Annotated in this window: 3 protein-coding genes and 2 pseudogenes; 3 read left to right on the top strand and 2 right to left on the bottom strand. The window is 42.8% G+C overall.

Features of this window, described 5'->3' with window-relative positions; translation table 11 throughout:
* Nucleotides 1-95 precede the first annotated feature (95 nt).
* Nucleotides 96-2,588, top strand: coding sequence for an alanine-zipper protein (locus LC653_RS44585; RefSeq protein ID WP_229501642.1), 2,493 nt, complete (start codon nucleotides 96-98; stop codon nucleotides 2,586-2,588).
* 529 nt (nucleotides 2,589-3,117) lie between these two features.
* Here LC653_RS44585 and LC653_RS44580 read toward each other — a convergent pair.
* Nucleotides 3,118-3,492: an XRE family transcriptional regulator gene (locus LC653_RS44580; protein ID WP_229501641.1), complete on the bottom strand. Its 375-nt coding sequence runs from the start codon at nucleotides 3,490-3,492 to the stop codon at nucleotides 3,118-3,120.
* A gap of 371 nt (nucleotides 3,493-3,863) precedes the next feature.
* Here LC653_RS44580 and LC653_RS44575 point away from each other — a divergent pair, with 371 nt between their 5' ends.
* Nucleotides 3,864-4,664 carry a MarR family transcriptional regulator gene (locus tag LC653_RS44575; protein WP_229501640.1) on the top strand — a complete coding sequence of 267 codons (801 nt, stop codon included), beginning with the start codon at nucleotides 3,864-3,866 and terminating at the stop codon, nucleotides 4,662-4,664.
* A pseudogene (locus LC653_RS44570) lies at nucleotides 4,661-4,951 on the top strand (DnaB-like helicase N-terminal domain-containing protein); the annotation flags it as partial. The gene LC653_RS44575 and the pseudogene LC653_RS44570, both read left to right, overlap by 4 nt.
* Here LC653_RS44570 and LC653_RS44565 read toward each other — a convergent pair.
* Nucleotides 4,948-5,136, bottom strand: a pseudogene (locus tag LC653_RS44565) (helix-turn-helix domain-containing protein); the annotation flags it as partial. The pseudogenes LC653_RS44570 and LC653_RS44565 overlap by 4 nt on opposite strands.

The raw sequence follows: 5,136 nt of genomic DNA, 5'->3' as shown, positions 1-5,136 counted from the left end.
CGGCTACCTAGAACATCGAAGCAAAACACCAATTGGTATCCAGGTACTGTGGCGAGGTTGGTTAAAATTACACGACCTCTGTGAAGGTTGGCAGCTTGCAAAACAGACTTAACGGGAAAAGTCAGATTAGCAACCTGCTCAAACAACCTTTGCTACTGAACACAGCCGATTATCGGCAACAAATGCTGGCAGCGATCGCTGAGGTTCGAGAAGCCGAGGCGGATTTAGAAGTGGCGGAGTTTGAATCCTTAGCCACTCAGTTTGAAGTTTTTGCCAACCAAATGCTTTATGAAGCGGCGGAGGTAGAAGTTGAACGTCAAAGTGTTCTTGTAGAGGTCAGCAAACTAGATGAGGAGATTGCCAAGCTAGAACGAGATGCTGAAGGAATTCGTGAACGCCAAGTTAAAGGCGAAATTGACATTAAAGAGAGAGATGTAGAGATTGCCAAAACGGTTCGAGACAAAGCTCTTAAAGAATCAGAAAAAGTCAAAATAGCTAGAAAGGCTATTGTCAGAGAAATCGACTTATTGAAGAGTTTGCTTGAAAAGCCGACTAAAGTCACGATCAATGGTACTGAAATAACTGCCAATGGACAGATTGGGGCAATGGCTTACAAGATAGAAGCCACCTTGATCAAGCAGCTAAATGAGAATTTAGAAACAGCCAGAGTTGAACTCAAAAAAGCTCAAGATGCAGAGGCAGAATGCAAGAAAAAGGAAAAACGTCGTAAGCTAATTGGCGGCATCTGCCGTTTTGTCGGGGCAGTTGTGGGATCAATTTATGGCGGTCCTGCTGGAGCAGCACTGGGCGCAGAAATAGGAGGTGCGATTGGCGAATTCGCTACTGGTATTATGGACAACAAAGCCCCAGAAGAAATTTTAGTCGGCTTAATTGATAATGGATTTGCCATTGCTCAAGCTGCTGGGGTCGATCTCGAAAAAGAGTTAAATACATTAGGGTCAAAAGGAGCAGATCAGCTTAACCAATTTTTTAATCAATTGGATTCTAGCTTAGAGCCTCTGCTCGACAGCCTACCGAAGATTTTGGATGAACAACTGGTTAAAGATGCGATCGTTGTTCTCGATCTTCAAGAAATTCCTGTACTTACTGGACTCTTAGAAAAATCCTATGGTGATCTGAAGAAAGATATCCCCAACTTAGGTCAACTAGGGACGACTCTTAAAGCGATTCAGTATGATAGTCCTCGCGATTTTCTTAACCATCTTAGCGATAACTTATTTAATAATACTAAGGGTAACATTGAAGAAATCAAAGCCCTCAGTCAAGCGATCGGTAAAAAAGTAGAAGACTTACAAACTGAAGAAGGACTCAAAGAAGCTGCTGAACGTTTTGCGAAACTAGTAATTACCAAAGTTGGACAAGAAGCAGCGAATTTCCGTCAAGATGCGATCGCCACCTGGATTCGCAACAAGCGAGACAAACAGCAGTGGTGGAATGAAGTTGTACAAAAAGAAGCAGAGAGCTTGGTTAAAGAACTGTTTCCTGATGTTCAAAGTCAAGCGGAAGTTATAGCAAATTTAGAGTCTTCCTTACTCAATCCAGAAATTATTCGAGGCAAACTTCAGGTTCACCTCGATCCGTGGCAGAAAGAATTAGACAGACGAATCGAGGAAATTACTGCTGTTGACAAAAATGCATCTCCGCCTCAATCTGCCCGTGATGCTGCCCAGCAAAGCGTGACATATCTCCAAACTTGTATTGATAAGTTCAACAAGAGCTTATTGCCTTGGTTGAAAGGAGATGGCAATACGCAGCGCAACGAACTGTTGCTCAAATTGAATGATTTACAGACTCAGAAACTGCCTAATAATGATATTGATCTTGAGATAAAGCAACTTGATGTAACCACTGCACAGTTGAGCGAAGCCAATGCCAAAGCAGCTCTAGAAAATATGGAGAAAGAGTTAGAGCGTGTAGGGTTACTTTATAAAGCTGCGGATCTCGGAGTATCGAAAGCTACTCTGTTAAATAAAGTGGCTAATTTAGCAAAACTGAGAGCAACAAATCTTCAAGGTGCTCAAGAAAACTCCCTCAAAGCTTCAGAGAAACGGCAGCAAGCTGCCCAATCTAAAGTGAAATCAGCACAATTTAACTTAGAAGCTAAGAAAGCCCTATCGCAAGCGGCAATGCGTCGAGGTGCTGAAGCCAGTCGTATTCGACTCAGTTCTCATGATGGTACTCTAAGCAGTCATGATACAAATATAACCTCTGCACAATCTACAGCCAATGATGCGGTAAACAGGGCTAATAACGCCCAAGACACTGCTAATGATGCGGTAAACAGGGCTAATAACGCCCAAGGCACTGCTAATGATGCGGTAAACAGGGCTAATAACGCCCAAGGCACTGCTAATGATGCGGTAAACAGGGCTAATAACGCCCAAGGCACTGCTAACAATGCTCTAGCTCTTGCACAGAAACTGGATACCAGAACAACTGGAATAACACATGATTCTAATGCGACTCGGATTACCGTACCAAACGGTGATTCTATGAATTTTTTTTCAAATGGCACTATAGAAATCCGAGGTAACAGAAATAATCAACGCTGGGTGTGCCCTGCTTAAGCGACGAATTATGAAAGTGAATTCTTAGCTCGACTTTATCCATTTTTACGAAACCCAAAACTCGACGCTGGAACCATTGCAAGACGCTAGTTTTAGTTTTTGGACTTGAGCGCGAATCAGCGACATGGAAAAAGTATTTGCCAAAAAACCAGGATTTTTGCCAGATAAGGAAAGCAGAGTTCTTAATTTCGGATAAAGTCGAGCTTAGAAGATGTTGAAAAAGAAAGTAGAATAATTTTTGATATTGGCGTAGCTAATGTGAACACTGACGATAAATTGAGATTTACTCCGCAAACTTGCCTGGACTTTGACTAAGCGCTGTGATGGTATTACCCCTACCAAATTCCAGGGTAATGAGTGTGATCCAGCTAAGGGTGGGGGTTCTGGAGTAAGAGATTCTGTGCTGTTCAGTGCAATTCTTCACTACAGTGGAGAAGACTGGGCAGGTGAATCAGTAGGGCGATCGCAATGCGTTGATGGGCGTATGTGGCATCCCTTCTGTTCACTAATATCATGGAATTACTATGGATCATACTGCTGATGATATCAATTCACTTGTCCCAGTAGTTTTGCGATCTTCTAGGAAAGAATGGGCAATTAAATTGATGATTTCAACTCTTTCTATAGCAGAGGCCGCAGATACAAGCTTTTGCAGGCTTACACCTGGCTTTGTCCCAAGCAGCTGAGACAAATACCACTCCCGTGCTTCTATGGGAATAGCCCCTAACAATGCTAGAAACTTTCTAGTTCCCAAGTCAGCCTTTCCCTTACGAAATCTGGAAATTAGCACCTCTGAAACTCCAGCTTGCTTGGCTACAACCTTTGCCGAAAGGTTGAATCTATCGAACATCTCGTCAAATAGTTGCTGGTAAAGAGAAGTTTCCTCTGTTACAAAATTTTGCATTGCTAGCTAATTATAGGATTAGTTAGTTGTTATAGTATGCGATATTTAGAGAGAACTCTATTAGGATTTTTAAAGATATGGATAATTCAATGATAACAAGGGACTTACTCTTTTCAAATTAAGCCAACAGCAGTTCTGACTGAAAACATAAGATCAGCTTTTCTTCAGTAGAGCAGAACTTCGGCTAATACTTGCTTTGGCGACACTTTTGAGGGCGCAAGTTAAGAGAATTTCGCCATACATCAAGTAACGCCTGAAGTTGCTAATCGCTTTGCTCTCTATTGCTGTGTGTCAAATGGCTGGTATTTAAAAAGTTAGCCCTTGTCTGGGGGGACAGGGGCTGGGAATTTTTCTTGCTTATTAAGGTGATTATGACACAAAACAGTTCAAAAATTCAAGGTAAGTTTTACCCACTCCAGCACGACGAATGGCTGAAAGCCTGCCGAGAATTAACGCCAGCACAGAAAGATGTGCTGTACTACATTCGCACTCTCGACCCTTATGGCGACGGGGTTGAGTTGTCTGTTTCCGGGATAGCTAGGCAACTGTCAACAGAGAATAAAGAAGTACATCGCTCTACAGTTAGCCGCGCTCTCAAAGCCTTAGATGACAAGGGATTCATTGACCTTGAATTACTGAAAGTCAAAGTCAAAATTTTAGCTGGGGGGCTTCATTGTTGCGATGAGACAACAATGTTGCCTACAGACAACACTGTTGCCTCACCGCAACAAGCGCGATCGCTACGCAACAAGCGTGATCATGACGCAACAGACGCGATCGCTACGCAACAACCGAGTTCCAAAAGCCCTACCCAGAGCCAATCTTCAAGTCCTAAGACTTATAAGACTTATTCAGACTTTATTAAGACTCTCTCGGAAGAGGAGCGAGCGAATTTTTGGAAATTTTGTGAGGAAAAAACCAAAAATCTTAGCCAGCCAGTGAATGACATTGAGGCTTGGTTAGCTCACAAGAACAAAGCCGGAAGGAATCGCTGGGAAGTTTATTACGAAAAATATCTGGCTTCAAAACAGGTACAAGCCAAAAAAACTGAAACAAAAAATGCTCGAGACGAATTCCGTCGAGAACTTGAAGAACGGCAGCGACAGGCTCAAAGAGCTTGGTTCGAGTCGCAAAGGCAAAATCTCGCTCTTGATACTGGCGGTGACACATGATTGATAAACTGCCACCCCAAAACATCGAAGCGGAAGAGGCGATTTTAGGCGGTATCATGCTTGACCCAGAAGCAATCGGTAGGGTGAGCGATCGCTTAATTCCCGAAGCCTTTTACATTAGCGCCCATAAAGATATCTATCAAGCCGTCCAGCGCCTTCATTACTCTGGTAAATCCACTGATTTACTCACAGTTACAGCTTGGCTTACTGACCACGATTTGCTAGTCCGTATCGGCGGGAGAAATAAATTAGCAACTCTAGTAGACCGCACAGTGTCACGGTTTAATTTCGTTTTTTTTAGAGTTTGACGTATTGTTTCGTCGGAAATTGAATCTATTATCCCAAGGTTTACTAAGTAATCCGCTAATAATTGCATTGTCCAACGCACTCTCCCTTCTGGCGGATTAGAACAAGCCGTTGCAATCAAAAATGCTTCTTGCTTTTCATCTAATTTTTGAGGTTTTGGTGGATG

The sequence above is a fragment of the Nostoc mirabile CHAB5784 genome, assembly GCF_020829645.1.
In the GTDB taxonomy this organism is placed as follows: domain Bacteria; phylum Cyanobacteriota; class Cyanobacteriia; order Cyanobacteriales; family Nostocaceae; genus Nostoc; species Nostoc mirabile.
Note: the sequence above shows the minus strand (reverse complement) of the source record. Positions and strands in the feature narration are given on the sequence as shown.